The sequence below is a fragment of the Armatimonas sp. genome, from assembly GCF_043757465.1.
GTDB lineage: Bacteria > Armatimonadota > Armatimonadia > Armatimonadales > Armatimonadaceae > Armatimonas.
In genome coordinates this window covers 92,030-118,727 of record NZ_JAYVPL010000158.1, presented here as the reverse complement: position 1 = coordinate 118,727, position 26,698 = coordinate 92,030, and the positions used below count along the sequence as shown (strand labels likewise).

The window sequence follows — 26,698 nt, the reverse complement described above, 5'->3', positions numbered from 1 at the left end:
GTATCACTATAAGGACTTGGCCGAAAATCGTCCCACTTTGGGGCTTCGTACCTCAGCCGCCTCCCTCGTACCTTGGTCGGTACGTCTGAGGCATGACCAAACATCTATCTCTACCGACGAGGCACGAGGAGGCAGCCGGAGGCTCCAAAGCCCGACGTTTACCGTCTGGGCATATTTTGATCAGGCGGTTTTTGCGGCTTCTTGCATAATCAGCGAGATCAGGCTGTAGAGCTCCTGCCAAGCGAGCTGCACTTCGTCGGTGAGGCATTCTGAGCCGAGCTTCTGCTCCAGTGCCCAGAGCAGTGCCTCGCCCACGACCGGGTAGTGGGCGTCTTCAGCTCCGTAGTGTTTATGGCTGCGCCCGGATTCCCAGAGAACAGGAACCAAGTGATCCAAGCGATCCAAGCTGGTGAGCAGCGACTCCAGCATCTGGGTGAACTTCGCCTCCTGAAGGCTCAGCTTATTACTGAAAAGAGGACGAACGCCGGGGGCGACGATGAAGAGCCGCTGGTAGAACAGCGCCGCTAGTGTTTGCTTATCGTCGGAGGTCTTAGTGAGGGCACTCTCTAAAAGTATGCGTAGACTTGCTTTTTGTTGCTCGGTCATTGTTGTGCCTCTTCCGGTTCCGGATAAAGCTGGGGAATCAAGACGGCCTCCGCCAGCTCGTATCTCAGCGCCCGATCTCGCTCGGCCTGAAAGACTTCCGTGCCCAGCGCCTCTTCCAGCTGGCTCAGGCTCTCGTCGAGCGGCTCTTCATAGTCGTAGCGCTGCTGGGGCTGGAGCAGCTCCTCTAGGCGCAGGAAAACCCCGTAGAGGTGTGCCGCCTCTCGCTGGCGCAATAGAGTGGGAGTTTTGCTGGCTTCTCGTAGCGCAAGGCGAACCAGCCAGAGTGCAGAGTGCAGGAGCTGAATGGTGGCTCCCATCGCTTCGGCTTGTTTGAGCCCTTGCCGGAACCAGTGACGGCCTTGAGCAAGCTCACTACGGAGGAAGTGCAGACGCCCCTGCCCCATTTGAAAGAGAGTCTGGCTGGCCCCCATACCAAACTGCTGTGTGGTCTGGAGACCTTCTTGGATATAGCGTTCTGCCGCCGGATAGTCCTCCAACTCCAACAGGATTTCATAGAGATTCCAGAGAATCACCACCGAAAAATGGTCGTCCCCGATCCGTCGTGTTAGTCCTAAAGCCTCTTCTACCAGAGGCACCGAGTCTCTTAAATTGCCACAGTTGCGCTCCGCGTACCCTAGGATAAAAAGTGCAGAGCCAATATTGCGCTGATTGCCGATGATGCGATTGAGTGCTAGGCTGCGCTCCAGAACCCCCCGCGCTTTAGGAAGATCACGCAGAGTTGTGTAGAGAGCACCACAATGGATTGCCGCAGCGGCCTTTTGGGGGAGACTGCCCTGACTCTCCAGAAAAGCATACCCTTCCAGACACTCTTGCATGATGGCGTTCATATTTATATTAGTGATACTATGCCGAGCCGCCGCCGCCGCCTGGCACTGGGCGAGTGCGGCACTGGCGAGGTCTCCCGCCTGCTGATAGCACTGCTGGCTCTGACGGTGGTAGTTCAGGGCATCGTTGAAGCGAAACCGAACCGTCAGCATTCTCCCGAGTGCCTCGCTGGTACGCGCCTTGAGAAGAGCTTCTTGTGGAGGCAGAGCGGCCAGAAAGTTCTCCATCAGGCGGATTCCTACTTCGTGTTGCCCGCGGCGATCCCAGTAGCGCCAGTAAGCAAACCCAAGACGTGCTCCTAGGATGGGCTCACTCTGGCGGGCGTACTCCAGAGCAGTCAGAAGGTTCTCTTGCTCCTGCGCGACTCCCTCAAAGTAGCGATACTGCTCGGGGGACTCAAAGAGAGTTGCAAGCTGCTCCGCGTAGGTGCAGAAGTAGCTCAGGTGGCTTTTTTGTGCCGCTTGAAGTCCCTCAGGGTGCTGACGCTGCTGGGCATAGTGGCGCACCGTCTCTAGCATCTTGAAGCGCCGCTCCCCATCGGGCTGGGTAAAGGCACTGATGAGGGAAGCCATCCGAAGCGCTTCAAGGTCGAGGAGTACCAGAGGGCTGAGTTCCTCACAGACATGCTCGGCGGCCTCCAGAGTCCAGCCGCTCCGGAAGACCGCGAGCCGCATGAGGATCGCTTGCTGATCGGGAGTAAGACGCGCAAGACTCTCCTCCAGTGCGGCATTTAGGCTACTGTGGCGTGCACCCGCCTCATGGGCGCGTCTTGCAAGCAGGCGCTGATCCCGCTTCAGGCGGCTTCGTACTTGCTCCGGGGAGAGCATACCCAGCCAAGCGGCTGCCAGCTCAAGAGCTAGTGGCAGCCCATCCAACTCACGGCAAAGCTCAAGAAACTCGGACTGGTTCTGGGGAGTCAGAACGAGATCAGGCCGTGCTCGTCGCGCACGGTCCAGCAGGAGCGCCAGTGCGGCATCTTCCACACCAAGTTCCAGCGGCTCCAGCACCAGCTCTTGCTCGCCGGATACCTGAAGAGGTCGCTGTGAGGTCACCAGGCTGCGAAGCTCTGGGACTCCCTGGAGCAGGGACTGAAGCGACTCTCCCAACCCAAGCACTCCCTCTGCATTGTCCAGCACCAGAAGAGGTTGCCGGTGCATCCGGAGAAGCTGGGTCAGCGCAGGCAGGAGTGCGCCTTTTTCCCTCTGCCCCCCGGCTGCCTCATGAATCGCGGCAAGAGCCTGCTCACCTGTGGCTATCTGCTCCAGAGCCACAAAGACGACACTACATGCGACCCTCTCCCTCTCAAATCGCTGTCCCAGTTCCAGAGCAAGCCGAGTCTTTCCCACTCCGGGCGGGCCGGTCAGAGTCACGAGGCGGGCGCTTCCTTCCTCCACCAAAAGATTCCACAGGTGTGCTTGTTCCCTTGCGCGCCCCACGAAGGAATCCAGAGGGTGGGGCAGTGTCCTGAGGAGCGGTGCGAGTGCGGCAGGTGGTGCCTCTGGAGTCGCGGGGGGCACGGGGTCAGCGGATGGTGTGCGTGCGGGAGTGGGACGCAGAGCCACTTTGAGCGAATCGGGAGACGATGTGCGTAGTTCTTTCCAGAAAAGGCGCTCTACTTCTTTCTCATGGCGTGCCGCATCCGCAGGGCGCCCCGCCTGCACCAGCAGACGAATGAGCTGCTCCTGAGCCACTTCACTCAAGGGGTTCAGGGCTACTGCACCACGTGCGTAAACAATGGCGGCCTCAGGCTCTGTTTCCCCTAAAGATTGCGAGAGCTGGATCAGAGCCATACGAAGCCCATCCTCTAGGCGCTCGCGCTCACTCAGAACCCAGGTTTCGTAGAAACCGGGGAGCAGGTGGTGCTCGTAGAGCTCCAGTGCTTTATCTAGCGCTTCACGTCGCAGTTCGGGATTGAGGTTTGCCCGTCTTAGGCAAGACTCCAGCTCCACCACATCGCTACTGACCTGCTCAACAGCAAATCCCACGCTGGCACGGCTGGAGCGCAGTACGTCCTCTTCCTGAGTTCCCGTCTCCTCCAGTGCACGCCGCAGGCTGGCGAGTGTCTGTCGAAAACGTGTCCGGGTCACGCTGGGATCTTCATCGGGCCAGAGAAGCTCGATGAGCTCCTCACGAGGCCAGTCTCGTAGCGGAGGGAGAGCAAGTCGTGCCAGAAGTAGCGCGGTTCGGCGTGTCTCAAAGTGCGTTGTGGCTCGGGTGCCTGCACTCAGGCGCAGTTTTCCCAACAAATCTACACGTAGCTTAGACAGTGGAACCAGCATGCTATCAATTATTCAAGAGAGGGTGCGCTCACTCCTGCATGGCGAAAAAATAGGAACTTATCCTGGCCTTGCCCCATTATCATAGTTGCCGTGCAAGAAAATGTAATTCTAGTGGATGCGAACGATAACGCGATTGGTAGCTGCGAGAAACTGGCCGCGCATCTCTACGGTGGGCAGCTCCACCGGGCGTTTTCTGTCTTTATCTTCAATGATAAAAATTGCCTGCTGCTCCAGCAAAGAGCGCTGGAAAAATACCACTTTGGTGGCCTCTGGACCAATACCTGCTGTAGTCATCCCCGCCCGGGCGAAACCACGCTCACGGCGGCGCAGCGGCGGCTCACCGAGGAACTGGGTTTCACTGTGGCACTCACGGAGCTCGGGCAGTTTCTCTACCGTGCGGAAGATCCCGCAACCGGCCTCACCGAGCACGAGCTGGATCATGTCTTTATCGGGCACTTCACGGGCGAGCCTACTCCAAACCCCGCTGAGGTAATGGACTGGCGCTGGCAAGCGATGGAGCAAGTGGAGGCGGAACTTCTGGCCTCTCCAGAGCGCTTCACCCCCTGGTTCCCTCGGGCGCTTGCCTACACCCGTCGCGCTTTGCTCTAACGCCACTCTAGAGCAGTGAACCATTTGTGAAAACTACTCGTCTGGCTAGTAGGTATTTTTATGCCCGCTGGCGAATCTTCTTAACTGATAAGAAAGGTTACTCTATTCATGCAATCTCCCTGTACCCTAGCCCCTGTCCGACGGGGAAAGGCTGCTTTTACGCTCATCGAGCTTCTGGTCGTGATCGCCATTATCGCGATTCTCGCCGCGATTCTCTTCCCCGTGTTTGCTCAGGCGCGTGAGAAGGCCCGTCAGACTTCCTGCCTCTCCAACCTGAAGCAGTATGCGCTGGCGAACCTGATGTATGTCCAGGACTATGATGAGACTTTCCCGATGTCGGCGTACCTCAATGTCTCGTGCGTCGCGACTTTCTACTGGGCGGTGAACCCCTATGTCAAGAACAGCCAGATCACGCAGTGCCCCAGCGAGAAAGAGGCGATGAATGTTCAGCTTCTCACGGGTGCTCCCTGTGCCAACACGCCACCCTTCAATAGCTACGTGGTGAATCCCGCGCTCTACGCCAATGGCTTTATCCCGGGTGTCTCGACTCTGAGCCTTGCCTCTGTCAATCGTCCGTCTGAGACTGTGATGCACTACGATGGCAATACCAACACGAGCCAGCAGCAGATTGTCCAGGCGCGGCACCAGAATATGTTTGATGCCAGCTTCGTGGACGGCCACGCCAAAGCCCTACAAGCCACTCTGACCACGATAACCACGCAGCAGTTCACCGTGATGGGCCCGGGCAAGGCACTCAAGACGTATCGGGTCGGTACAAGCGGCGGGTTCTACGCCGGACAGACCGAGTGTAACGGACTTCCCCAGTAACTCTTTCAGGCCCATTTATGGGCCTTGCCGCAACAGCGGGCTGCTTTAGCTGCCCGGGAGAAATCGAATGAAAGCAGCACGTATCGTTTCTAGTGTCATCGCATTGGGCGCAGTCTCCGTCGCCGTTGCGGCAGACTGGCCGCAGTTCCGAGGTCCCGAGCGAACGGGGCTTTCCAAAGAGACAGGTCTTCTGAAGAGCTGGGCGGAAGGTGGCCCCAAGCTCGCCTGGAAAGCCACGGGCTTGGGCTTGGGCCATACCACCGTTTCTGTGGCGAAGGGCAAGATCTTCGGGATGGGGCTCGTCGGCGAGGACGAAAAAGTCTGGGCGCTGGACGAGAAAACGGGCAAGGCACTCTGGAGCGCCAAGATTGCAGGTTCGACGAGCCTCCAGGGGCGGCAGGGTGGCTATGGCTCCCGCGCCACTCCAACTGTTGAGGGCAACTTCCTCTACACCGTGGGGGTGGGCGGCGAGGTGCTCTGCATGAAAGTGACGGATGGGACAATTGTCTGGCGCAAAAGCCTCGTGAGCGACTTTGGCGGTCAGGTGCCCACGTGGGGCTACAGCGAGTCTCCGCTGATTGATGGCGAGAAACTCATTGTGACGCCGGGCGGAGCAAATGCCGTGATCGCGCTCAATAAAACCACGGGCGCAACGATGTGGAAGTCCGAGCTACAAAACCGCGTGGCCTACTGCTCCGCACTCGCCGCGACCGTCAATGGCCAGAAGCAGTACATTCAGTTTTTGGGAAGCGGCGTTTTTGGTCTGGATGCCAGCAATGGCAAGCCACTCTGGAGCTACACATCCCCTGCGAACAAGCAACAGATTAGCTGCTCCATGCCCATCTACCAGAATGGAATGCTCTTTGCCGCCACGGCCTACCAAACGGGTGGTGGGCTGGCAAACCTGGCAACGGGTAAGGCGGAAGAAGTGTACTTCTTGCGCGAGATGCAGAACCACCATGGGGGCATGGTGCTGGTTGGAGACTACCTCTATGGCACGGGCAACAATAGCCTGATGTGTGTCGAGTTTAAGACCGGCAAGATTGTCTGGGAGAGCCGCAGCCCCGGCAAGGGCTCCATTACCTACGCCGATGGGATGCTCTATGTGCGTAACGAGCGCGGCCCGGTAACACTTGTGGAAGCCAATCCGAAAGAGTACGTCCAGCGTGGTCAGTTTGAGCAGCCGGAGCGCACCCGTGAGCCCGCCTGGGCCTACCCGGTGGTAGCCAATGGGAAACTCTATGTCCACGATATGGACACACTTTTGTCCTATGAGGTGAAATAGAAATGGCGGACTGGCCCCAGTGGCGTGGCGCACTGCGCAACGGAGTTACTAGTGAGACTATCGGCTGGCGCGGCGGAAAGCCGCGCCAGCTCTGGCAGGCGACTATTGGGCAGGGGTTTTCGTCGGTTGCCGTTAAGAGTGGCAAGCTCTACACCACCGGTAATGTCAACAATACCGACTGGGTACACTGTCTAGATGCCGTCACGGGTAAAGTGGTCTGGCAGTATAAGTATGCCTGTGGGGCCGGAGACTATCCGGGCACCCGCGCTACCCCGACGGTGCACAACGGGAATGTCTACACACTAAGTCGCGAGGGACTGGCGCTCTGTCTGAGCGCCGACACGGGTAAAGTGGTCTGGCAGCAGAAGCTCAACTGCGCACAGCCGCAGTGGGGCATCTGTGGCTCTGCTCTGATTGCGGGAGACCGGGCGATCTACAATGTCGGGCGTAATGGCACGGCACTGGATAAGACCAGTGGACGTATCCTCTGGCAGAGTGGGAGCGACGCTCCTGGCTACGCGGCTCCGGTTCCCTTTAGCGCGGGTGGTCAAGACGGGATCGCAATCTTCGCCGCCAAGGGGCTTGTGGCCGTCAATGCTGCCACGGGCAAGCCGCTCTGGCAGTTCCCCTGGGACACCAGCTACGATGTGAATGCCGCCGATCCGATTTTCTCCGGCAACAACGTCTTTATCGCCTCGAACTACGGCAAAGGTGGTGCACTGCTGAAGCTTGGTGGAGGACAGCCGTCGGTGGTCTGGCAGACACGTGCCATGAAGAACCACTTCAATACCTGTATCTTGCACAAAGGTTTTCTCTACGGCAACGATGACAACACCCTGCGCTGCCTGGAGTGGGCCACGGGCAGTGAGCGCTGGAGCCTTAGAGGCATTGACAAAGGCGGGCTGATCCTTGCGGGCAACCAGCTCGTGGTGATGGGAGGACGCGGTGAGCTGATTCTGCTGGCCGCCGATCCTAATAAGCTCACCGAGCAAGCGCGAGCCACGGTGCTCAATGGCACTTGCTGGACACACCCCGTGCTTGCCAACGGAGTGCTCTATGTCCGAAACCAGGAGGGGACGCTCGTCGCTTTAAATATGCGGGGATAGTTTCAAGAACCTATGAAAAGAATAAGAATACTAGTGCTTGCAGCGGGTCTCACCGCTTTGATGGGAAGTGGAGCCGCTCTGGCTGATGTGCAGGGCTGGTTAAACTGGCGTGGCCCGGCGGGAACGGGTATCTCTCTGGAGAAGAACCTTCCCACCACACTGACCGCACCCCTCTGGAGCGTGAAGCTCGCAGGGGGCGGGACTCCTGTGATCGCCAATGGGAAGGTCTATGCACTGGGCTACGATGGGGTTGGGGCCGATCTTCAGGAAGTGCTGCTCTGCGCCGATGCCGAGACGGGCAAGAAGCTCTGGGAGAAGCGTTTTTCAGACTACCTCTCGGACATTACCTACGATAGATACGCCATTGGGAGCCCGACAGTGGACCCCGAGACCGGCAATGTCTATATGCTGACATCGGCGGGGATCTTTGCCTGCTTCACGGCTGATGGTAAGCCGCTCTTTCAGCACGCGACGATGGAGGAGCTAGGCCGCCTCACGTTCACTAATGGCCGCACGGGCGCTCCGACCATTCTGGATGACTTAGTGATTGTCCGGGGCATCACCAGCAACTGGGGCGGCGATGGGGCGGCGATGGATCGCCTCTACGCATTCGACAAAAAATCCGGCCAGCTTGTTTGGTCGTGTAGCCCAGGGCTTGCGCCAAAAGATAATACGTTCGGGCGACCCATCTTCGCTTGGCGCAACGGCAAGCAGGTCTTCTACAGCGGCGCGGGTGATGGTAGCATGATCGCGGTCAATGCGCGCACGGGCGAGCCGATCTGGCGCTACCCGATCTCCGCGGGCGGTATGAACGCCACCATGGTGATGTACAAGAACACCAAGGGTGAGGAAACCGCGATCTGTATTCACGCTGATGAGAATATAGATGCCAGCAACGCGGGGCGCATGACATCGGTGAAGGTTCTGAGCGAACCCAAGCCCGCCGAGCCGCTGACACCCGGAGCCGCGCCTGGACCGCCGGTGCTGGATAAATCTTCCGAGGCATGGCGCAACGACGATCTCTCTGCCGTCTCTAGCACTCCGGTTCTGGTCGGGCGAAATCTCTATCTCACGGATAAAACAGGCTTTTTGGACTGCGTTGATGCGGAGACGGGTAAGATTCTCTGGAAGCAGAAGCTCGCCCCCGATCAGCTCCACGCCTCCCCAACCTACGCAGAGGGAAAGCTCTACGTGCCGTTTCAAAATGGCCTGTTCTATATTCTGAAACCCAGCGCAGCAGGAGCGCAAGTGCTCGCTAAGACCCAGCTCGCTGGCCGCTGCATCGGGGCTCCCTCGGTCTACAATGGAAAAGTCTATGTCTTCTCCACCGAGCGACTCTACTGCTACGGCAAGCCCGGCGGCAAGCCCATGGCCGTGATTGCCTCCGTCGGCGCGCCCAAGAAGCTCGCAGGCCCGACGGTAGCTCTGCAGATCGTGCCCTCGGAAGTGGTTTTAAGGCCCGGCGAGAAGGTGAAGCTGAGCATTCGCGGAATTGACGCCAATGGGTTTGTGACCGAGACTTTTGATGCGAGTAAAGCCACTTTTGAGCAGTACGTCCCCCCGACTGCCAAAGTCCGTGCACTTCTGGATGCCAAGTTCGAGAACGGCGAGATTATCGGGGGGACGAAGACATCAGCGGGCGCGTATCAAGCGACGCTCAATGGCTTCAAGGGAATCATGCGGGGCCGCGTCTTAACCGCCCTGCCCTACACCGAAGACTTTGAGAGTTTCTCACCTGCCGAGCCCGACACGCTCGATCCGACCGCCAAGTTCGCCTACCCGCCGCTCCCGTGGATCGGGGCACGCTTCAAGTTCGATGTGCGTGAGCTCGATGGCAATAAAGTCTTCGCTAAAACGCTGGACAATATCGCCTTCCAGCGCGCGACAGTCTTCTTCGGCCACCCAAGCGAGAAAAACTACACACTGGAGACGGACATCATGGTGGATGGCAACCGCCGCACCAAGTCAACGGTGGGTGTGATCAACCAGCGCTACTATATTATCCTCAATGGCAACGCCGATGAGCTGGAAGTCAACTCCAATCAAGAGCGCATCAAAGCCACTGTCCCCTTCAAGATTCAGGCAAAAGTCTGGTACCGCATGAAGACTCGCGTGGATGTGAATGCAGATGGCGTCTCTGGCGTGGTGCGTGCCAAGGTCTGGAAAAAAGAGGAGACCGAGCCAACAGCTTGGACGATTGAAGTGCCGCATAAGAATGTCCATAAGCAAGGTGCACCGGGCCTCTTTGGTTTTGCGCCACAGTCGCTTTATAAAGTCTATGTTGATAATATCTCGGTGAAACCCAACTAACCCACCCCCTAACCCCCGTGTAACGGGGGGACAAGTTGGATTCCCCCGCCGGGCGGGGGCTAGGGGGTTGGAGAAAAAATTATGAAAAGAAACGCACTACTTGCAACATCACTGCTCGCACTGAGCATGGCGGCGGCGCTCACGGTAAAGGCGGCGGACTGGCCGTTCTGGGGCGGGGGCGCATCGCGCAACATGGTTTCGTCCGAGAAAAATATCGCCGTCACCTGGGATCCGGGCCGCTATAAGGGCAGCACCGAAGAGATTGACCTGGCGACGACCAAAAACGTCAAGTGGGTGGCCAAGCTCGGCTCCCAATCCTACGGCAACCCGACGGTCTCGGGTGGCAAGATCTTTGTGGGCACTAACAACGAGAGTCCGCGCGACGAGAAGCTAAAGGGCGACCGTGCGGTGCTGCTGTGTTTAGATGAGAAGACCGGTGAGATGATCTGGCAGCTTGCCGTTCCGAAGCTGGGCACGGGGAAAGTCAGCGACTGGGAGTTTCTGGGGCTCTGCTCCTCGCCCGCTGTGGATGGCGACAAGGTCTATGTAGTCACCAACCGCTGTGAGGTAATCTGCCTGGATGTCAATGGGCAGGCCAACGGAAATCAGGGTGTCCAAGACGAAGCCAAGTACTTAACGGACAAGGGAAAGCCGCTGCACACGCTGGGGGCAAAAGATGCCGATGTGCTCTGGCGCTACGACATGCGCGAGGAGCTAGGTGTCTTCCCGCACAACATCACCAACTGCGGCCCGCTGATCTTGGGCAATACCATTACAGTGACCACGAGCAACGGCGTGGACTGGACCCACACCAATATTCCCAATCCCAAGGCTCCTGCGCTCTGTGTTTTGGATAAGAACACCGGCAAGTACCTTGGGGAAGAAGGCAACGGTGTCTCCGCGAAGACCATGCACTCTAACTGGTCCTCGCCCGCAGGGGGCTTGGTCAATGGTAAAGAGACGATCATCTTTGGTGGGGGCGATGGCATCTGCTACGCCTTTGATCCGGCCAGTGCGGTGGGCGGCGAGCAGAGCATTCTCAAGACTCTCTGGAAGCTAGACTGCAACCCCCCGGAGTACCGGATGAAAAATGGCAAGCCGCTCAAGTACGCCACATTTGATGGCCCCAGCGAGGTGATCGCCACCCCTGTACTCTATAAAAACCGCGTCTATGTGCCCATCGGGCAGGATCCAGAGCATGGCGAGGGAATCGGGCAGATAGCTTGTATAGATGCCGTCACGGGTAAGACGGTCTGGGTTAACAAGAGCATTCACCGCTCCCTCTCGACACCCTCGATTATCAATGGAATGGTCTTTGTCAGCGACTACTCGGGCTTTGTTCACTGCTTCGACTCCGAGACTGGCAAGCTCTACTGGAGCTTCGACTCCAAGAGCCATATCTGGGGCTCTACCATGGTGGCCGAGGGGAAAGTTTACGCGGGTACGGAAGACGGCGACATTGTTATTCTTGCGGCCAGCAAAGTGATGAAGGAGCTGGGACGCGTGGACATGCGTGCCCCTATCTATGCGTCGCCTGTAATCGCTAACGGAACGCTCTATGTCGGAACCCCCACCCATCTCTATGCGATTGCAACGGGGGCAAAAGCCGCGCAAGCCGCGCCACGACAGAGTCCCACCGCTCTTGCCCGAATGACAGCTCGTGCCAAACAGCTCCGCGCGGAGCATGAAAAGCTGGCAAGCTGTGAGGCGCACGGAACCCCTTAAGGAAAAACGATGAAATATGCGCTAGTCTTGCTGGTGGCCACGGTCTACGTGCTCCACCAGGACTTCTGGAACTGGAAAGATAGAAGCCTCGTCATGGGGGTTCTGCCGGTGGGACTGGCCTATCATGCCTTCTACGCCTGCATGGCCGCCACCATGATGTTTATTCTGGTCAAGCTGGCCTGGCCCACAAAGCTCGAAGCCGAGATCGAAGCCCTGGGTGATGCTGCCATTCAGGTGGAGGAGCACTAATATGGGACCTTTGATCGTTATCCTGATCTACATGGCTGTGGTTACCTATATCGGTAGCGTGGCTGTGCGCCAGAGCAAAAAGAACAGCACCGAGGATTTCTTCCTGGCGGGGCGTTCCATTGGCCCGATGGTATTTTTCCTCTCGCTTTTCGCCACCAACATGACGGCGTTTGCCATTCTCGGAAGCTCCGGCGCGGCCTACAAGCAAGGCGTCGGCATCTTCGGCATGATGGCAAGCTCGTCGGGGTTCATGATCCCACTGACAATTTTCTTGATCGGCACCCGGCTCTGGGCCTTAGGAAAACGCTTTGGGCACATGACCCAGGTCGCGTTTTTCCGCGACCGCTGGGAGTGCTCGGGGATCGGGACGTTTATCTTCGCGCTCTCTGCCGCAATGATCGTGCCCTACATGATTATCTCGATCATCGGGGGGGGGACAGTTCTCCAAGAAATCTCCGGTGGCCTCGTGCCCTACTGGCTAGGCTGTCTGCTCGTCACACTTGTGGTCACCCTGACCGTCTTCTTGGGCGGAATGCGCGGCACGGTCTGGGTGAATGTTTTCCAGACAATTCTCTTCATGCTCTTTGGCACGATCGCGCTGATCGCCATCAGTAGCAGCCTTGAGGGTGGCTTTGGTGCGGTACTGACCAAGCTCGGAGCAAGTCCGAAGGGCTTTCTTCTCAGCCGCGAGAGGATGCCCGCTGAGGTCTTCTGGAGCTACTCGCTGATCCCGCTCAGCTCGATCATGTTCCCGCACATGTCCATCATGTGTCTCTCGGCCAAGAAGATGTCCGCGTTTAAGAACACGGTTGTGGCGTATCCGCTGGCGATTATGGCCGTCTGGCTTCCCAGTGTCTTCTTAGGCATTGTCGGAGCAGGCCTCTTCCCTCGACTCCAAGGTGCAGAGCCCGACGGCATCTTACTTAAGCTCCTCACCGAGTACGCGCCGGTCTGGATCTCGGGGATTCTGGGAGCGGGAATTATCTCCGTGGTAATGGGAAGCGATGCGCACCAGGTACTTGCACTCTCGACCATGTTCACCAAGGACATCTTCGACCACTACGGCGGACGCAAGAAGTTCGGGGAAAAAAGTAGTATTCTCTTTGCCCGTGGGTTTATTGTTGTCCTAACAGTGGTCGCCTACCTGATCGCACTGGTCATAAAGCAAGGAATCTTTGAAATTGCCGTGCGCTTTGCGTTTTCTGGCTTTGCCGCGCTCGCGCCCATCATGATCGCCGCGCTGTTCTGGAAGCGCAGTACCAAGTGGGGCGCACTGGCCGCAGCGATCTGGGTGGCGATCTGTCTTTTCGTCACCGGCTACCTCACCAATATCTCCGAGCCGATGGGCCAAAAGATGCAAGCCGCCCAAGCTGCTGCTGCCAAAGCACCACCGCCGCCGCCCGGGGCGCCCAAGAAGAAGCCCATTACCGAGCTTCCTATCTACCCGGAGCTGGGACGACTCTTCCTGCGCGCCCCGACCCAGATCACGATAATGGGCTACTTGCCCGTGGTTCCGATGGTGGTAGGCTCCGCGCTTCTGATGCTCTTTGTCTCGCTAGGCACCAAGCCCCCGAGCAAAGAAACGGTCGAGAAGTACTTCCCGAGTAAAACTGAGAAGTAAGCAAAGTAAGAAAGGGCGGCCAGTTGGCCGCCCTTTCTTATTTTCCTCAAGCCACCGGCTAGGCGGGGTCTCGCACGACGAAGCGGACGGTTTGAACCAGCTTGCCATCGGCGCGGATTTCGAGGCGGTAGAGCCCCTTGGGCCAGTCGCTGTTCGGCTTGCTCAGCCGGAAGAAGAGCACCGGTTCCTTACCCCTAGGGATATCCGCCGACGCAATCGTGAAGTTGGGACGAATCTCGTCCGCGTTCTCCGCGATCCAGGTGCCCCGATAGACCTTCACGGCTGTCTTTGGGACAGGGAAGTGGTAGACGAAGCGCGGGGTGCTGGTGGGGAACTCAAAGCCCTCTGGGGTGACGGTTCGCTTGGGTTCTTGTCGGCTCATCAGCGTTTGGGGGCCCACTGTTTGAGAAACGCAAGGACTTTGGCCGGGTCGTGGTGATCGCCCTCTTCGAGCTTGCCCGAGTCCTGTGTCCAGAGCTGCTTGCCTCGGGCATCCAGTACCACAAGCACGGGGAGGCCGAGTTTGGTGGGGTTACCGTAGCGCTGGTTGATGTCCTCATTGTGCTTTTTATCCACATCAATTAAGACCACGACGAAACTCTTCTTCAGCTCGGCGGCGAGTGCTTTATCTTCGTCGCAGAGCTTGTGGAGCTTATGGCACCAGTGGCACCAGTTTGCCCCGAACTGCAAGAGGACATTTTTCTTGCCGCGCTTGGCCTCTGCGAGCGCTTTTTCAATTTGTTGTGCCCCGTTGGCTTTCTCGTCGTAGAGGGCGGGAGCGGCGGGCGGCTGTCCAAGAAGCAGCGCTAGGAGAAGTAGTTCTTTCATGGCGCTATCTTACCGGCAATTTGTGGCTCCAGGGGGCGTTTGGGGTCAAGCTTGTCTAAAGTAAGTGCCGTGATCAGCGAGATGGTCTCGCCGCGTTTGAGGTTTTTGAGCGGGGCAGTGAACTCTAGCTCGGTGTAGGGGACCATTGCGTTTTGTCCAAACCAGGGATCGTCGGCGTTGCAGTAGATCTGGGCACGGTCGGTCGGGGCTGTGTAGCGCGCTTCTGCGTTGTCAGGAGCGGCCAGTGCTCGGACACTCAGGAGTGTATCGCCTTGGACATGGGCCAGCACATCGGCATCGAAGAAGACCTTGGTAGAGTTTTTCGGGTCACGCGCGTGGGCATGGAGCGAGCCGTCGCGCTTGCGCACCCAGACGGTCGGTGCGGCATTGACTTGTGTCACCGTCCACGGGGCCACGGGGAAATCGGCACCGTCGCGCTCTTTACGAAAGAAGCTCGTCATCACCAGCATCTGACTCTTTTTGTCTAGCACAAGGGCACGCTGGCACCGCACTCCCCACCCGATCACGAGGCTGCTCGTGAGCATCACGCCATAACCGCCCAGAATCTCGGCCTGGTGCGGGGCCTGATCCAGCGCGGCGGGAGGCGGCCAGGCGTTGGGCATCCGATTGGGCCAGTCATCCTGCGGCCAGGCCCACACTTTATCGCCGCCCGTGTTGGCCCACTCGCCCAGCTTGATGGGCTTGCCAGCGACCGTCTTGTTCTCCCAGAGCAAGTTCGGCCCGCCGACAAAGCCAAAGCGCATCACGCGCCCCACCGACGGCACAACAATCGCCTCAACCACGCCGTTGCTCAGGCGCAGCGCATCGCGCCAGCCGTTGTAGACCACTTTTTCCACTGCCATGGCGTGAGTGTACCTCGCCATCGTCGGCCCCGAGAAGCGATTTTTCTGTTAGAATCTAGCTACGATGAACGACGACCCTATTTCCTCGCGCGCTCTCACCCCAGCGGAGCGCGAGTCCTACAAAACCTACGGCTATGTCTTGCTCAAGGGGCTACTCTCGCCGGAGCAAGTGGCCGCCACACGCGACGATGTGATGGCGATTATGAACCAGATCGGCTTGGGGATGACGGCGCTGAAACAGACCAGCGAGTACCTGGCAGACTCTCCCGTGGAGGCACTGGTCAATAGCCCTCATCTGCAAGCTATCGCCTCAGCGCTAATGGAGGGCGAGGCCAGACTGTATCTTCCCTTCAGTGCCGTGAAGTCAGCGGGCGGCGGCGGGGCGTTTCATTTTCACCAGGACAACCAGTACACGAAGTTCGACGGACCGGGGATCAATCTCTGGGTGGCGCTCGTGCCGATGACGCAGGAGAGCGGCTGCCTTGCGATGGTGCCCTACTCGCACTACTTGGGGACGCTGCACCCGGTGGCGGGAACCAACCATAACAGCGGGCTTGAGCCTGCGGTGCGTGTGCCTGTGCCGATGGAGCCAGGCGATGTGGTGGCGTTCTCGCGGCTCACGGTGCACGGCTCCGGGAAGAACCTCACCGACAAAGCCCGGGTTGCCTATGCCATCCAGTACGCCCGCCACGATGTACGCTACACGCGCGATCTAGGGCAGACCTGGAAAACTATTGCGGACGACGGGCCGGGTTGGCGCACGGGGCCGGTGGAGGCGATCACAATCCCCGAGAAGCGCGATGGACACTGAGTTTACCTACTCCGAGCTGCACCGCGACCAGTACTACGGCGCGGGGCTGACAGTTTTGCGCGGCGTGATCCCGCCATCGCTGCTGACCGACCTACGGCGCGAGGCGGAGAAGGCGCGGGAGCTGGCGCGAAATCTTCAGGGGCCGCAGACACAGCGCCTCCAGCCTGTCTACAAGTACGCTGAGCTGAATCACCAGCCGTTTCATGACTTCCATGCACTACCAGGGATGCGTGCCGCCGTCGCGAATATTCTTGGGCCGGAGCATGCCTCCAGCCAGATCATGGGGATCTTGTTTGAGCCGCAAAACCGGGCCTGGTGCACCGCATGGCACCGCGACTGGGGCTACAACGTACCGGGTATGGATGTCCCCGCGTTCTTCCGGGCGATACGTGACCGACGGCTCTTCAACCAGCTCAACGGAGCGCTCTACGACGACCACTGTCTGTGGGTGGTGCCGGGGAGCCATAGCCGCGGCGATCTCCCCGACGAGACGGCACACTTTCCGTGCATCCCACCGCCCGGCCCGGCGCTCACGGATGCCGCCACGCCTGAGGAGTGCGAGCGGCGCTGCCTGGACTACACCCGGGCGATGCCCGGCGCTCTCCCTGTGCCACTTTTTGCGGGCGATGTGGCGTTCTACCGCGCCTGTGGCTGGCATCTGGGCAACTACGTAACGTACACTCGGCGTGCGACGCTCCATGATGGCTATTACTGCCCCGAGGATCTGCGCTGGCAGGAGGCCGTGAAAAATAAAACGGTCGGCGAGGCGTTCTGAGGGCATGCTGGCTTTTCTTGGGTTTGCGATGGTCGCCACTTTCCTGACGCTGATAATGACCAAGCGGCTCCTGCCGCTGGTCGCGCTGACCCTGGTACCGCTCTGCTACGGCATTTTTGCGGCGCTGCTGGTAGGTGTTTTCCCCTTTTTGGCATCCCCCCGGCGACGGGGTTGTAGGAGGGAAGTAACCTTGCTATGGCGAACCTGTGGGCATGAGACGCTTTTCTTTTTGGGCCGCCGCACTGCTACTTGCAGCAGGCTGTACGCAGACCGCGCAAAATGCTACCTCCCCGACGCCCGACCCCATGACCGACACTGCCATTGCTAAAGCAGGTGCCAGTAGGCCGCAGATCGCTCTGGTGATGAAATCACTGGCCAATGAGTTCTTCAAGACCATGGAAGAGGGTGCGAAGAAGCATGAGCAGATCAATGAAGATAAATATAAATTAATATCAAATGGAATCAAAGATGAGCAAGATATCGCTAAGCAACAGCAGCTTATCGAGCAGATGATCGGGCAGAAAGTGGCCGCAATTGTGGTTGCCCCTGCGGACTCAAAAGCGCTTGTCTCTATCTGCCAGAAAGCTGCCACCGCCGGAATTGTGGTCGTGAATATTGATAATCGTTTTGATGCAGATGTCATGAAAGAGAAGAAGCTTACGGTACCGTTTGTTGGCCCCGATAACCGAAAGGGCGCGAAGCTGGCTGGGGATTTTCTGGCTACCAAGCTCAAGACGGGCGATAAAGTGGCGATTCTTGAAGGGGCTCCCACGGCCTTCAATGCGCAGCAGCGCAAGGCGGGCTTCGAGGACGCGATAAAGCAAGCGGGGCTTGTCATCGCCGACAGCCAATCTGCCAACTGGGAGACCGACCAGGCAAGCAAGCTCGCTGCCGCCATGCTCACGGCGCACCCGGATATCAAAGCCCTGCTCTGCGCCAACGATTCGATGGCCCTGGGGGCCGTTGCCGCCGTGAAAGCCGCGGGCAAGACGGGCAAGATACTGATTGTCGGTTTCGATAACATTGGAGCCATCCAAGCGCTCATCAAATCCGGCAGCGTTCTTTGTACCGTAGACCAGCACGGCGACCAGCTCGCTGCCTTTGGGATTGACTACGCCCTTGAAATGCTCGCCAAGAAAGCCACCCCAGTAGATAAAGAGACGCCCGTAGATCTCGTCACTGTCGAAACGCTCAGATAGCATGTCGCGGAGCGACTTTGTGGCGAAACGCCAACCGCGGAGCGGAGCTGCCCACGTTCATGTGGGCGGTCTTGTGGCGGCGCTGGCGCTTCTCATTGGGTTCTTTGCCTGGCGCTCCCCGACTTTTCTCACCCCGACGACGTTTCTGACAGTCGCCAATCAGCTCCCCGAGGCGGCGCTGGTCGCTGTCGGGATGACCTTTGTGATCTTGATCGGCGGCATTGATCTCTCCGTAGGCAGCATTCTGGGCCTCGCCAGCGCGGTTCTTGGGATCGCGCTACTCCGCTGGCAGCTCCCCTTGCCTCTCGCCGCGCTGCTTGGTATTTCTGCAGGGCTTATCGCGGGATTTCTCAATGGCCTTGTCACGGTTCGGCCTCGTTTACCGTCGTTTATTGTGACCCTGGGCATGCTAGAGGCGGCGCGGGGAGCTACCTATCTGCTCACCGAGTCCCGTACTCAGTATCTGGGGGGCCCGGTCGAGAAGCTCACTGAAGGCGGGATGCTAGGCCTCACCCCACCATTTTGGTGGGCGATTTCCGTTGTGGTACTTGCGCAGGGAGTCCTCTCACGAACCGTCTTCGGGCGAAATCTCTATGCGATTGGCGGGAGCGAACAAACGGCCTATCTCTCAGGCGTCCCGGTGGCGCGGCTGAAGATCATGGTCTTTGCTATCGCCGGGGGGCTGGCGGGGCTGGGGGGGCTCTTTAATGCGGCGCGGCTCTCTAGCGCGGATCCTAACGCGGGGATGGGAATGGAACTTTCCGCTATTGCTGCCGTCGTTATTGGAGGAACCAGCCTGACGGGTGGGCGTGGCTCAGTGCTTGGGACATTTTTGGGGGTGCTGGTGCTGGCGACTCTGGGCAATGGCCTGGCACAGCTCGGTGTTCAGGAGCCCCTCAAGCGCTTGCTCACCGGCGGGGTGATTATTTTGGCGGTAGTGTTGGATCGGCTGCGGTATAGTAGAGGGGCAGAAATATGAGTCAAGAAGCAGTTTCAAGGCGCGGGCTACTGGGCACCTCAATCAAATCAGCGGCAGAGCTGGTGGGGCCGAACCTGCCTGGCTTCAGGCAGCTTTCCGGCAAGCGCCTTCCCGTTATCTACTGCACAGACGGCACAGACGAGCTCGCCGATGCGCTGGAGCTTGCCTGCCTTTATGCCCAGCCGGAGCTTGAGCTACGCGGCGTGATTCTCGACACGGCAGTCGGCTCGGCGGGGTTTCGTACGGTGCACCAGCTCAACTACCTCACAGGGCGCAGCGTTCTGGCGCTGAGTGGGCTCCAGAGCAAGCTGCGAACCGAGGCCGACCGCGCACTGGATCAGCCTGTCGAGACGCAGCAGGGTGTGAGCTTCTTACTCTCGGAGCTAGAGACAAACCGTGAGAAAGTGGCTCTTGTGGTGACGGGCTCTGGCCGTGATCTGGTTGCTGCCTACCACCGAAACCCGCGGCTCCTCCAGGCACGCTGCCGCGCGGTCTACGCCCCGCTAAATGAGAGTGGGGATGTGCATGCCCATACTAGCCTGCTACGCTCTGGCCTACCGCTCCACCGCCTCCTGGAAACGCGCGGACGTCTCAGCGATGTTCTTAACAGTGCCCCTGAGCCACTGGTGAAGCTCTGCCACGGGCTCTGGCGCAAGGAAGTGGGCGATCCTCTGGCCTACCTGCTGACCCCACTCGCGACGGAGGAAAAAACGGCTCTCCTCCACACTGAGCGCACTCTGCGCGGTGGCGGCCTGATCCCGCATGGCCCCGCGACTGCGGAGCTGCTCGCACGCCTGCCCCTGACCCGAACCGCATGACAATAGATGTAATCAATACCGCCCTCCCCCCCCAGTTCGATGCCATCGGACACTACACCGCTCTGTTTTGCGAGGAGCTGGCGCATTCCGCAGAGGTTCGTTTACTCGTCCCCACCGGCCCCACCTACGATCCGATCACGGCTGTACCGATCCTACCCTGCTTCTCGGTAGATACCCCCGACGGTATCCGGGCTGTACTGGAGCCAATTGTTGCCCGACAGCCCGACTGGGTCTTGCTCCAGTACAATCCGTTTCTCTACGGCAAGCGTGGCTACGCACCCCAGCTTGTCCCGACTCTGCGTGAGCTAAAGCGCCGCTGCCCGAAAACACGCTTAGCAGTGATGACCCATGAGAACTTTGTCCCTTGTTGGGTAAACTGGCGCTTCACGGTTATGGCAACCTGGCAGGTACCCCAGTACTGGAATCTGGGTCACACGGCTGATCTGTTCTTTGTCTCGATCCAACACTGGGCGGATCACGCGCGTGGCTGGTTCAAAAAAATCCCGGTTCATCATCTACCGGTTGCGTCAACAATGCCACATGTTGCGATTGAGCGCCCTGAAGCTCGCCAGCGCCTCGCGATTCCTGAGGATACTGTGGCCGTGGGTTTTTTTGGAACCGCACATATTTCCCGTCTCCTTCCCCTGGTCGCTTCGACCCTTCGCGACGCACGGCAAAGTGGGATAAATGCTCGCTTACTCTATATTGGGCCAGATGGTGCGGCCGTACGGGAGGCTCTGGGGGAGCTGGAGCCACTTTGCTCCGAGGGGCCGCTCCCCGCTGAGGAAGTCTCCCGGCGTTTTTCCGCAATGGATGTCTATCTTGCCGCCTTTGTGGATGGAGTCTCCACGCGGAGAACCTCGCTGATGACCAGCCTTCAGCACGGAATCGCGACGGTGGGAACCGATGGAATTAACACGGACACTCTTTTTCGTGAGGCGAATGGGGAGGCGCTCCTGCTTGCGCCCGTGGGGGACGATGCAGCTTTTGCCACACAGACTCTGAAGCTAATTCGTGACCCTGAGCTGCGCCAGCGTATTGGAGCAAGCGGCAAGCGGCTCTACGACACGCGCTTTGATTGGAAGCCCGTGGTGCAGAGTTTTTTAGTGGCGCTGGGCGAGGCTTGACAGAGGCCGAGCAGAAAAGGCCAGCTTCTGCTCTCCCGTCGCGACCTCGAAAATCCGCACCGTACCGTCGAAGCCGCCTACTGCGATTTTCTGCGCGGTCAAGTCAGCGTCTAGGCAGAACGTGAAGTCCCCGCTCTGGCCGAAGCTGCGTACCTCACGCTGGGTCGTGAGATCGAGCAGTTTGACAATACCATCGCTAGCGAGTGTGAAGACTTGGTCACCTTTTAAGCAAAGCTGGTAGAGTTCTTTCTCGCAGTTATGGGCTAAGAACCGCGCGTGGCCTTGTTTGAAGAATCGGTCTTCCATATCGCCTGCATCGCCGGACTCGGACTTGGCTTTTTCGGGCTCCCACTGTTGAATCCACTTGCTCCCCCCTACCGAGAGCGCGGTTCCTCCAGAGAAGCTTAGTGAATAGACCGGAGCCTGACCTTTGTACTGCCCATACTGACGATTATGGCCTCCGTAGGTCGTGTAGAGCGTCCCGTCAGTTTCGTAGACTTTTACAGTGTGATCCCGGCTCGCCGAGGCCACGAACTTGCTATCGGCGCTAAACGCCACCGACGTCACCCAGTCCGCATGCACACTCATGCTCCAGAGCCGCTCGCCGTCTTTCACTGAGTAGCAGCGCACGCTCCCCTCCGCACCACCCGCTGCGACCCGCGTTTCGTCGGCGTTGAAGCGTGCTGTGAGCACCAAATCCCCAAAGGTATCTAAGACACGTCGCTTACCCGTTGCCAGCTCGACAAGCGCCACTTCGCCGTACTCGCCTGGAATCCCACCACCCACTAAGAGGGTCTTGCCCTCGCGGCTGACTTGCAGGCTCTGGATACGCTGGGGCAAGCCCCCGATGCGGCGCAGTAGCTTGCCGGTTTCTACGTCCCAGAGCGTCACTTCATTGTAACCCCCAACGGCGAGTGCTTTTCCCCCTGGCATAAAAGCCAGCGCCAGCACGGGTACGGGTGTCCGGTAGCTCGCCGGGGCCGCTGGGTGCGTCCGTGGCCCGAGAAGCGTTTTTAGCAGCGCCGTCTTATTTGCACCATCGAAATTTGCGCCTTCCGTGATCCAGCGCTTCACCAAAGAGAGCTGTCGGGCATCCAAAGCATCGTCTGATTTGGGCATGCGTAGGTTCTCGTCTTTGGTGAGAATACGCCGGTACAGCTCCGATGCCTCGGGCTTTCCGGGGACGAGCATCGCTTTATCCGACGCGCCGGATTTGAGAAGCGCGGCGAAAGTATGCGCCCGCCACTCGCCCAGATTCGTGCGTTCGCCGTGACAGCCGACGCAGCGTCGCTGGATAATCGGGGCGATCTCTTTGGAGAAGCTTACGGACTGGGCGTGGGCGGGAGGGGTGAGGATAATTCCCATAAGAATCGCCCCCATGAACGGGGGCGTCTTATTGTCGCTACACGACACAAAGGGCGTGCCGCCCATACCGAGTTTATTCGGTATGGCCCGAAGTGGCCTTCGTGTCCGAGGCACGAGGACAATAAGACGCCCCCGTTCATGGGGGCGAAAAACGTTTTTCATTTTTGGAACAGAAACTCCTGTGTATTGATCACTGTCCAGAGCAAATCCGTCACAGCGGCGGCTCTATCTTGTTCGGGGCGCTTGAGAAACGCGCTGGCGATGGTGCGCTCTTTGTCTGTGGGAAAGCGGCTCAGAGCCGTGAGATAGAGCTCGTCGAGAAGCTGTGTGTCCGTGAGGCCAGCGTAGCGTACCGCACCGGCGGCGACGCTCTCGTAGGATGTCTTGCCATTGAGCAGTTCCAGCGCTTGCAAAAGCGTCGGGGTCTGGCGCCGCTCACAGGTGCAGGCCGTTTCCCGCGCGGGCTGGCCAAAGGTTTTAGTGAACGCCGTCTGCTCCGGCCACGGACGCTGCGTCGCGTAGGCGACCCGGTCTTCGAGAGTGACTTTTTGGCGTAGAAGTTCGGTACGCTCTGAGTCGTTGGTGAGGTAGAAGTCGTGAACGGGTGTCGTGTTGTTGGTGCGAAGCGCCTCGATCAGTGGGCTGGAGAGGCCACTGGTATCACTCTCCAGCTTCCAGGTAAAGGCGAGGTTATCCCCGGTCATTCGTAGCTCTACCGTGTTCTCGCCGGGCTGGAGATTCAGAATATGGGTGGGAGTGCGCTTGAGGTTGCCGGTCAGGGGCTTACCATTGAGGGCGAGAGTAGCCTGATCGCTGAACTTTAGCATCACGGTCACTGCCTGCGCTGTGTACGAGTGGATTGTCCGGGTGAGCGTCCGCGTCTGGCGCTCAGTCTCCTCGAAGTGGTACTCCTGGCCTTCGAGAATCTCCGTGCGCGGCGTGCCGGAGTCGCGCCAGGTGCTTTGCCAGAGCGAGAGAGCCTTGGCACGCTCGGTTTGCGTAGTGAGCCAGCTTGGGTACTCGGTCTCTAGCGCGCCGTCTCGCTGGGTAAGCTGCGTGTCAAGTACGGTAAGCTTACCAGGCAAAGTGCTTGCCAAAGCGAGCGTTCCCGCCGTCACTCCAATCGCGTCTTGGAGCTGCTCCGCTGTTAAGAGCCGCACTTTGGCGTGGGAGAACAGCGTCTCATCGGCGGCGCTTGGGGCTAGGGACACGCGCTGGTAGGTCTGGCTCTGGCAGATCAGGCGAATGAGTTTTTTGCGGTCGAAGCTGGATTTGACAAACTCCTGTGTGAGCCAGTCGAGAAGTGCCGGGTTGCTCGGTGGGTTCGACGAGCGAAAGTCATCCACAGGCTCCACAATCCCGCGCCCGGTCAGCTCCGCCCAGATGCGATTGGCTTCGACGCGAGCAAAAAATGGGTTCTGCGGCGTGGTCAGCCAGCGGGCAAAAGCCATGCGACGGTCTTCTGTGGGTGCGCTTGTTTTCGCCCAGGGCTCCATATTCTCGCCCGTCGTCGGGTGCTTTACCTCGCCACTTGTCGCCAGCGTGATCTTGTTCTTCTTCGCCTCGGTGCGGGCAAAAACAGCGGCGATCTTGTAGTAATCGCGCATCGTCCAGTTCTCAAAGGGATGATTATGGCACTTGGCGCACTCAATCCGCGAGCCCAGAAACACCTGGGCCGTTAGCTCCGTGCGCTCCTCAGGTGTTGGGATCGCGAGGAAATAACTCGCTGCGGGCGACTGCTCGGTGCTTCCCGTGGCCGTCAGAATTGCATTGGCGAGCTTGTCGTAGGGGAGGTTCTCTCGCGTGGCATCTACGAGCCAGCGGGAGAAGCGCCCCGCCTGCTCCGTCGTTAAGTGCCGTGGTGAGACGCGCATCAAGTCCGCTTTTTTCAGTGCCCAGAACCGCGCAAACTCCTCAGAGGCGAGCAGGCCGTCAATGAGTTTGTCGCGTTTATCGGGCGCTGTATCGGTGAGAAACGCACGCGTGACAGCAATATTTGGCAGCAGGCCCGTCAGATCAAGCGAGACGCGACGCAGAAACTCCGTATCGGAGCATGTTATGGCAGGCAGGCACTGGAGCTGCTTGAGGCGCGCATTGACAAGTGTGTCAATCGGATTGTTCTCAGGCTGCGGCTTCCAGGCAAAGTCTTTTCGCGGCTCAACCACGGTCAAGTCCAGCGCCTGTACTTTATCTAAGTAGCGCACCGACACTGCGGCAAAGCCCCGACTCTTACCCGTGATTTTCCCCTCGGCATCCACGCTCGCGACGCTCGGGTGCGATGTTTCGTAGGTCGCTAGTGCCGTCACATCGCGCTTCGTACCATCGGAGAACTCCGCGATCACGCTGAGCTGCTGGTTCTTATAGGGCGCTTCCAGCACGCGCCGTCCGCCTGGCGTCACTTCGATCTTGGTAACACTGGCCTGGGGAACTGCGACTTCCGCACCCTCCGCAATCCACTGATTCAGGGTCGTGTACCGCGCATCCCCGACCCGGAGTCGCTTGCCCCCGACGTGGGGAATCGCGAGGGTTGGCTTCTTGAGAATCAAGCTCTCGGCGGGCTCTAGCGTGTTCACCCGGCGGCTGAAGCCATCTCGGGTCAGCGCAATCCGGTCAATCTTGGGCTCGTAGCCAAATAGCGAGAGCGAGAATCCGCCCTTGCCGTGCGGCGAGCCGTGGCACGAGCCGCTCGCGCAGCCTTGCTTGGTCAGAATCGGGACGGCTTCAAACGCAAAGCGCACGGGATCGGCCTTTGTCGCGCCGCTCACAGTGACGGGAATAACAAAACGCTTGCCCGCCACGCTCACGGTGATATTCGTCTTGCCATCGCCCACCACGGCGATCTTAGACAGCCCCGCCAGCCGTGCCACTTTGGGGTTGCCGCTCGCAAAAGTTGCTTTCTCTGTCAGATCACGCGCCGTGCCGCCAAAGAAGCCCGTCACCACGACCTGCCGCGTATCCCGCGCACTCGAAAGGCTCACCGACGGCGGCGTGACGACGATTCGTTCTTGCGCGTGGACAGGGAGAGTAAGGAAGGCGAGGAGCAGTCCCAAACTGGCACGGCTGGCGGGGGATGGGGGGCAATTTATCATCTAAAAAAGCTCCGGGATGGGCTTGCCCTTGGCGGCGATGGGCACGGGGCGGCCTTGGGGGGTGTAGATCGGCTTATGGCGGTCAATACCCAGTTTTTCGTAGATCGTTGCGGCGTAGTCTTCGAGAGTGTAGGCCATTGGGCTGGTGATAAAGCCCCCGTCGCGGTCCGTAGAGCCGATGACAGTGCCACCGGGGATTCCCGCTCCGGCAAAGGCGAAGCTAAAGGCATGGGTCCAGTGGTCGCGGCCCTGGCGCTCGTTGATGCGGGGGGTGCGCCCAAACTCCGTGACGAAGCAGACCAGCGTCTCGGCAAGCAGGCCGCGCTGGTCGAGATCCTCAATCAAGGCCGAGAACGCTTGGTCGGTTGAGCCCATCATTGGCCAGGTATGGATTCCCCAGCGCCCCGCGCCCGCCCCGCCACCAGGAATGTTATTCGTGTGGGTTTTGGAGTAGATTCCATCGTGGTGATCCCAGTTCATATTGTTACCCCCGTCGTAGCGCACCTGAGTGCCGTCTTTGTAGGAGTTCATCGGCTCGCGCACATCCACTGTCACGTAGCGAACGCCCGCCTCGATGAGCTTGCGTCCCAGCAAGTAGCACTGCCCTCGGTGCCCGCTGCCGTAGCGCTCGCGCACTTTTGCAGGCTCGTTGTTTAGATCAAAGGCTTTTCGGGTCAGTGGGTTGGTGAGCATATCGGTGGCCTGGTGCATGAGGGCTTGCATCGCCTCAATGTCTTTGGGCGCGCTGCCGTGTACATAGCCGACATCCAGGGCCGAGAGTAAGTTCTGACGGTCTTTAAAGCGCTGCTCGTCAATCCCAGCCAAGAGCCCTAGGTTCGGCACCTGCCATTTTGGGTCCGCGGGACTGCCGCCGGTCTTGAAGGCGGTGTAGCCGGGGGGCATGAACCCAATACGCGACGCATCCGCTTGCTCGTCGGTGCCGGGCAGGAGAATATGCGAGGGAAGATACGGGGCTTTGGTGCCAAGGCGCTGCGCCACAATCGAGCCGATATCGGGCATCTCCACCGGGCCGCCGGGCGCTTCCCCGGAGTAGACATACTGCGAGCCCTTGGGGTGCGAGTTCCCGATCCCGGGAGTTGGCTGCGTCATGCACCGAACAATCGCGAGCTTGTCCATCAGCTTCGCCGTGTGTGTCAGAAGCTCCGTGACATAGACTCCATCAGCCTTAGTTTTGATAGTCTTAAAGGGACTCCGGTGCTCCGTGGGGGCATCGGGCTTGGGGTCCCAGGTATCTATGTGCGAGACACCACCTTGCTCGAAGATCACCAGCACTTGCTTGGCTCGTGCACCGGGCTTTACTTGCCCCAAGCCCGCTCCGCCGATTCCTAGAAAACTTCGCCGTCCCATTGGTGTCCTCCA

The 26,698-nt window shown here is 59.1% G+C and carries 22 protein-coding genes; 14 read left to right on the top strand and 8 right to left on the bottom strand.

Translation table 11 applies throughout. The features are described 5' to 3' along the window. Nucleotides 1-180: 180 nt before the first annotated feature. Complete coding sequence (locus ACH2ED_RS22420; protein ID WP_395094968.1) at nt 181-606, bottom strand: globin domain-containing protein; 426 nt, start codon at nt 604-606, stop codon at nt 181-183. Then, complete coding sequence (locus ACH2ED_RS22415) at nt 603-3,731, bottom strand: ATP-binding protein (protein ID WP_395094967.1); 3,129 nt, start codon at nt 3,729-3,731, stop codon at nt 603-605. The genes ACH2ED_RS22420 and ACH2ED_RS22415 overlap by 4 nt, the downstream gene beginning before the upstream one ends. A gap of 90 nt (nt 3,732-3,821) precedes the next feature. Here ACH2ED_RS22415 and idi point away from each other — a divergent pair, with 90 nt between their 5' ends. The 8 genes from idi to ACH2ED_RS22375 all read left to right on the top strand — a co-directional run bounded on the left by idi (nt 3,822) and on the right by ACH2ED_RS22375 (nt 13,464). After that, complete coding sequence (gene idi, locus ACH2ED_RS22410) at nt 3,822-4,340, top strand: isopentenyl-diphosphate Delta-isomerase (RefSeq protein WP_395094966.1); 519 nt, start codon at nt 3,822-3,824, stop codon at nt 4,338-4,340. Nucleotides 4,341-4,448: 108 nt separating this feature from the next. Beyond that, entirely contained in the window at nt 4,449-5,168 is a 720-nt protein-coding gene (locus ACH2ED_RS22405; protein ID WP_395094964.1) for a DUF1559 domain-containing protein, read from the top strand. Between the two features lie 67 nt (nt 5,169-5,235). Further along, nucleotides 5,236-6,453 (top strand): PQQ-binding-like beta-propeller repeat protein, encoded by a 1,218-nt coding sequence (locus tag ACH2ED_RS22400; RefSeq protein ID WP_395094963.1) that lies wholly within the window; start codon nt 5,236-5,238, stop codon nt 6,451-6,453. Nucleotides 6,454-6,455: 2 nt separating this feature from the next. After that, on the top strand, nt 6,456-7,559 hold the full coding sequence (locus tag ACH2ED_RS22395) for a PQQ-binding-like beta-propeller repeat protein (protein WP_395094962.1): 1,104 nt from the start codon (nt 6,456-6,458) through the stop codon (nt 7,557-7,559). A gap of 12 nt (nt 7,560-7,571) precedes the next feature. After that, nucleotides 7,572-9,869, top strand: a complete 2,298-nt coding sequence (locus ACH2ED_RS22390) for a PQQ-binding-like beta-propeller repeat protein (RefSeq protein WP_395094960.1) — start codon at nt 7,572-7,574, stop codon at nt 9,867-9,869. A gap of 81 nt (nt 9,870-9,950) precedes the next feature. Next, nucleotides 9,951-11,594 (top strand): PQQ-binding-like beta-propeller repeat protein, encoded by a 1,644-nt coding sequence (locus tag ACH2ED_RS22385; protein ID WP_395094959.1) that lies wholly within the window; start codon nt 9,951-9,953, stop codon nt 11,592-11,594. Between the two features lie 9 nt (nt 11,595-11,603). Then, nucleotides 11,604-11,843, top strand: coding sequence for a hypothetical protein (locus tag ACH2ED_RS22380; RefSeq protein WP_395094957.1), 240 nt, complete (start codon nt 11,604-11,606; stop codon nt 11,841-11,843). A gap of 1 nt (nt 11,844) precedes the next feature. Then, the gene (locus tag ACH2ED_RS22375; RefSeq protein ID WP_395094956.1) at nt 11,845-13,464 is read left to right on the top strand and encodes a sodium:solute symporter; all 1,620 of its coding nucleotides are present in this window, start codon (nt 11,845-11,847) and stop codon (nt 13,462-13,464) included. A 58-nt stretch (nt 13,465-13,522) separates the two neighbouring features. Here ACH2ED_RS22375 and ACH2ED_RS22370 read toward each other — a convergent pair whose 3' ends face one another. From ACH2ED_RS22370 to ACH2ED_RS22360, 3 genes are read right to left on the bottom strand one after another with little or no spacing between them, the layout of a single operon-like run. Beyond that, nucleotides 13,523-13,846 (bottom strand): hypothetical protein, encoded by a 324-nt coding sequence (locus ACH2ED_RS22370; RefSeq protein WP_395094954.1) that lies wholly within the window; start codon nt 13,844-13,846, stop codon nt 13,523-13,525. Beyond that, nucleotides 13,846-14,292, bottom strand: a complete 447-nt coding sequence (locus ACH2ED_RS22365; protein ID WP_395094953.1) for a thioredoxin family protein — start codon at nt 14,290-14,292, stop codon at nt 13,846-13,848. The genes ACH2ED_RS22370 and ACH2ED_RS22365 overlap by 1 nt, the downstream gene beginning before the upstream one ends. After that, complete coding sequence (locus tag ACH2ED_RS22360) at nt 14,289-15,155, bottom strand: hypothetical protein (RefSeq protein ID WP_395094952.1); 867 nt, start codon at nt 15,153-15,155, stop codon at nt 14,289-14,291. The genes ACH2ED_RS22365 and ACH2ED_RS22360 overlap by 4 nt, the downstream gene beginning before the upstream one ends. Before the next feature lie 64 nt (nt 15,156-15,219). Between ACH2ED_RS22360 and ACH2ED_RS22355 the strand changes: the two genes are divergently transcribed. From ACH2ED_RS22355 to ACH2ED_RS22330, 6 genes are all read left to right on the top strand, one after another. Next, entirely contained in the window at nt 15,220-15,966 is a 747-nt protein-coding gene (locus ACH2ED_RS22355; RefSeq protein WP_395094951.1) for a phytanoyl-CoA dioxygenase family protein, read from the top strand. Beyond that, on the top strand, nt 15,956-16,741 hold the full coding sequence (locus ACH2ED_RS22350; protein ID WP_395094950.1) for a phytanoyl-CoA dioxygenase family protein: 786 nt from the start codon (nt 15,956-15,958) through the stop codon (nt 16,739-16,741). The genes ACH2ED_RS22355 and ACH2ED_RS22350 overlap by 11 nt, the downstream gene beginning before the upstream one ends. Nucleotides 16,742-17,046: 305 nt before the next feature. Beyond that, complete coding sequence (locus ACH2ED_RS22345; RefSeq protein WP_395095046.1) at nt 17,047-17,940, top strand: sugar ABC transporter substrate-binding protein; 894 nt, start codon at nt 17,047-17,049, stop codon at nt 17,938-17,940. A gap of 1 nt (nt 17,941) precedes the next feature. Continuing rightward, nucleotides 17,942-18,919: an ABC transporter permease gene (locus tag ACH2ED_RS22340; protein ID WP_395094949.1), complete on the top strand. Its 978-nt coding sequence runs from the start codon at nt 17,942-17,944 to the stop codon at nt 18,917-18,919. Next, on the top strand, nt 18,916-19,737 hold the full coding sequence (locus ACH2ED_RS22335) for a hypothetical protein (RefSeq protein WP_395094948.1): 822 nt from the start codon (nt 18,916-18,918) through the stop codon (nt 19,735-19,737). The genes ACH2ED_RS22340 and ACH2ED_RS22335 overlap by 4 nt, the downstream gene beginning before the upstream one ends. Continuing rightward, the gene (locus ACH2ED_RS22330) at nt 19,734-20,864 is read left to right on the top strand and encodes a glycosyltransferase family 4 protein (RefSeq protein ID WP_395094947.1); all 1,131 of its coding nucleotides are present in this window, start codon (nt 19,734-19,736) and stop codon (nt 20,862-20,864) included. Before ACH2ED_RS22335 ends, ACH2ED_RS22330 begins: the two co-directional genes overlap by 4 nt. Here the strand turns inward: ACH2ED_RS22330 and ACH2ED_RS22325 are convergent. The 3 genes from ACH2ED_RS22325 to ACH2ED_RS22315 form a co-directional block, all read right to left on the bottom strand. Next, the gene (locus tag ACH2ED_RS22325; protein ID WP_395094946.1) at nt 20,841-22,295 is read right to left on the bottom strand and encodes a WD40 repeat domain-containing protein; all 1,455 of its coding nucleotides are present in this window, start codon (nt 22,293-22,295) and stop codon (nt 20,841-20,843) included. The two genes, ACH2ED_RS22330 and ACH2ED_RS22325, sit on opposite strands and share 24 nt — an antisense overlap. A gap of 92 nt (nt 22,296-22,387) precedes the next feature. Next, nucleotides 22,388-25,318, bottom strand: coding sequence for a DUF1553 domain-containing protein (locus ACH2ED_RS22320; protein ID WP_395094944.1), 2,931 nt, complete (start codon nt 25,316-25,318; stop codon nt 22,388-22,390). After that, nucleotides 25,319-26,686, bottom strand: coding sequence for a DUF1501 domain-containing protein (locus ACH2ED_RS22315; RefSeq protein WP_395094943.1), 1,368 nt, complete (start codon nt 26,684-26,686; stop codon nt 25,319-25,321). Nucleotides 26,687-26,698 lie beyond the last annotated feature (12 nt).

Bases quoted from the DNA above. Each gene is read 5' to 3' on its own strand.
- ACH2ED_RS22420 (WP_395094968.1), bottom strand. From the start codon at position 606: ATGACCGAGCAACAAAAAGCAAGTCTACGCATACTTTTAGAGAGTGCC.
- ACH2ED_RS22415 (WP_395094967.1), bottom strand. From the start codon at position 3,731: ATGCTGGTTCCACTGTCTAAGCTACGTGTAGATTTGTTGGGAAAACTG.
- ACH2ED_RS22405 (WP_395094964.1), top strand. From the start codon at position 4,449: ATGCAATCTCCCTGTACCCTAGCCCCTGTCCGACGGGGAAAGGCTGCT.
- ACH2ED_RS22400 (WP_395094963.1), top strand. From the start codon at position 5,236: ATGAAAGCAGCACGTATCGTTTCTAGTGTCATCGCATTGGGCGCAGTC.
- ACH2ED_RS22395 (WP_395094962.1), top strand. From the start codon at position 6,456: ATGGCGGACTGGCCCCAGTGGCGTGGCGCACTGCGCAACGGAGTTACT.
- ACH2ED_RS22390 (WP_395094960.1), top strand. From the start codon at position 7,572: ATGAAAAGAATAAGAATACTAGTGCTTGCAGCGGGTCTCACCGCTTTG.
- ACH2ED_RS22385 (WP_395094959.1), top strand. From the start codon at position 9,951: ATGAAAAGAAACGCACTACTTGCAACATCACTGCTCGCACTGAGCATG.
- ACH2ED_RS22380 (WP_395094957.1), top strand. From the start codon at position 11,604: ATGAAATATGCGCTAGTCTTGCTGGTGGCCACGGTCTACGTGCTCCAC.
- ACH2ED_RS22375 (WP_395094956.1), top strand. From the start codon at position 11,845: ATGGGACCTTTGATCGTTATCCTGATCTACATGGCTGTGGTTACCTAT.
- ACH2ED_RS22370 (WP_395094954.1), bottom strand. From the start codon at position 13,846: ATGAGCCGACAAGAACCCAAGCGAACCGTCACCCCAGAGGGCTTTGAG.
- ACH2ED_RS22365 (WP_395094953.1), bottom strand. From the start codon at position 14,292: ATGAAAGAACTACTTCTCCTAGCGCTGCTTCTTGGACAGCCGCCCGCC.
- ACH2ED_RS22360 (WP_395094952.1), bottom strand. From the start codon at position 15,155: ATGGCAGTGGAAAAAGTGGTCTACAACGGCTGGCGCGATGCGCTGCGC.
- ACH2ED_RS22355 (WP_395094951.1), top strand. From the start codon at position 15,220: ATGAACGACGACCCTATTTCCTCGCGCGCTCTCACCCCAGCGGAGCGC.
- ACH2ED_RS22350 (WP_395094950.1), top strand. From the start codon at position 15,956: ATGGACACTGAGTTTACCTACTCCGAGCTGCACCGCGACCAGTACTAC.
- ACH2ED_RS22345 (WP_395095046.1), top strand. From the start codon at position 17,047: ATGACCGACACTGCCATTGCTAAAGCAGGTGCCAGTAGGCCGCAGATC.
- ACH2ED_RS22340 (WP_395094949.1), top strand. From the start codon at position 17,942: ATGTCGCGGAGCGACTTTGTGGCGAAACGCCAACCGCGGAGCGGAGCT.
- ACH2ED_RS22335 (WP_395094948.1), top strand. From the start codon at position 18,916: ATGAGTCAAGAAGCAGTTTCAAGGCGCGGGCTACTGGGCACCTCAATC.
- ACH2ED_RS22330 (WP_395094947.1), top strand. From the start codon at position 19,734: ATGACAATAGATGTAATCAATACCGCCCTCCCCCCCCAGTTCGATGCC.
- ACH2ED_RS22325 (WP_395094946.1), bottom strand. From the start codon at position 22,295: ATGGGCGGCACGCCCTTTGTGTCGTGTAGCGACAATAAGACGCCCCCG.
- ACH2ED_RS22320 (WP_395094944.1), bottom strand. From the start codon at position 25,318: ATGATAAATTGCCCCCCATCCCCCGCCAGCCGTGCCAGTTTGGGACTG.
- ACH2ED_RS22315 (WP_395094943.1), bottom strand. From the start codon at position 26,686: ATGGGACGGCGAAGTTTTCTAGGAATCGGCGGAGCGGGCTTGGGGCAA.